General features: G+C 76.6%; 1 protein-coding gene. It reads left to right on the top strand.

What is annotated here, in order from left to right:
- Window positions 1-1,496, top strand: a 1,496-nt coding sequence (locus G3I53_RS07220; protein ID WP_164438142.1) for an alpha/beta hydrolase, incomplete at both ends; no start/stop codon positions are given.

The following is a 1,496-nucleotide window of genomic DNA, read 5'->3' as shown; positions in this document are numbered from 1 at the left end:
GTCCGGGCGCCGCCGAGCTGCGCGGCACCGCGGTGGCCGCCGCCCGGGCCGCCGCCGAGGGCATCGCGTTCGGCAGGTGCCCGGACGCCGAGGACCTGCCGGGCACCCTGCGGTGCGGCACGGTCCGGGTGCCGCTCGACTACGCGCGTCCGCACGGCGAGCAGATCGAACTCACCGTCAGCCGGATCCCGGCGACCGGCAAGAACCCGGGCGACGACGGGCAGCCGGTGCCCCGCCAGGGCGCCCTGGTCCACAACCCGGGCGGGCCGGGCGCCAACGGCCTGTACTTCCCCCTCGTCGGCATGATCCCCGAGTGGAAGCGCCTCGCGGCGGCCTACGACCTGGTCGGCTACGCCCCGCGCGGCGTGGGCCCGTCGGCACCGCTGTCCTGCGAGAAGCCCGAGGACGTGGTGCAGGGGCCCACCCGGGCCCCGGTGCACCCCTCGGAGGCGTACAAACGCGAGCGGATCGCCCGGGCCCGGGCCCACGCGCGGGGCTGCGCCGAGCGGACGGGCGAGGCCCTGCGCCACTACACGTCCCTCAACAACGCCCGCGACCTGGACGTGCTGCGGGCCGCCCTCGGCGAGCGGCGGCTGACCTTCATGGGGGCGTCGTACGGCACCTACTTCGGGGCGCTGTACGCCACGCTGTTCCCCGGCCACGTGCGGCGGATGGTGTTCGACTCGGCGGTGAACCCGGACCCGGAACAGATCTGGTACCGCAACAACCTGGAGCAGTCGGCGGCGTTCGAGGACCGCTGGGCGGACTTCCGGGCGTGGGTGGCCCGGCACCACGCCGTGTACGGGCTGGGCACCACCGCCGGGGCCGTGCAGCGCAGTTACGACACGGTGCGCGCCCGCCTCGCGGAGGAACCGGCGGGCGGCAGGGTCGGGCCGGGGCAGTTGCAGGGGGCGTTCCTTCAGGCCGCGTACTACGACGACCACTGGCCGCACCGGGCGCACGCCCTGTCGGCCTACCTCGGGGGCGACCCCGAGCCGCTGATCGAGCAGGCGGAGCCGCACCCGGAGGCGGCGGCGGAGACGGAGAACGCGCGGGCCGTGTACCTGGCCGTGGAGTGCAACGACGCGCCCTGGCCGACGGACTGGGCGGTGTGGGACCGGGACAACACCCGGCTGGCGCGCACCGCGCCCTTCGAGACGTGGGACAACGTCTGGGCCAACCTGCCGTGCGCCTTCTGGCGGGCGCCCCGGCAGCAGCCGCTCGACGTGCGCACCGGGCCGGGTGAACTGCCGCCGACGCTGATCCTGGCCGCCGAGCGGGACGCGGCCACCCCCTACGACGGCGCCCTGGAGCTGCACCGCCGGCTGGCGGGCTCGACGCTGGTGACGGAGCGGGACGCGGGCACCCACGGCCTCGCGGGCGGGCCGAACGCCTGCGTCAACGGGCACCTGGAGGCGTATCTCCTGCACGGCCGGGTCCCGGGGCGGCGCGCGTCGTGCGCGCCGCGCCCGGAACCGCGCCCGAGGCAGGCGGCC

The sequence above is a fragment of the Streptomyces sp. SID14436 genome (genome assembly GCF_010548465.1).
Taxonomy (GTDB): domain Bacteria; phylum Actinomycetota; class Actinomycetes; order Streptomycetales; family Streptomycetaceae; genus Streptomyces.
This window is presented reverse-complemented; position numbering and strand designations above follow the sequence as displayed.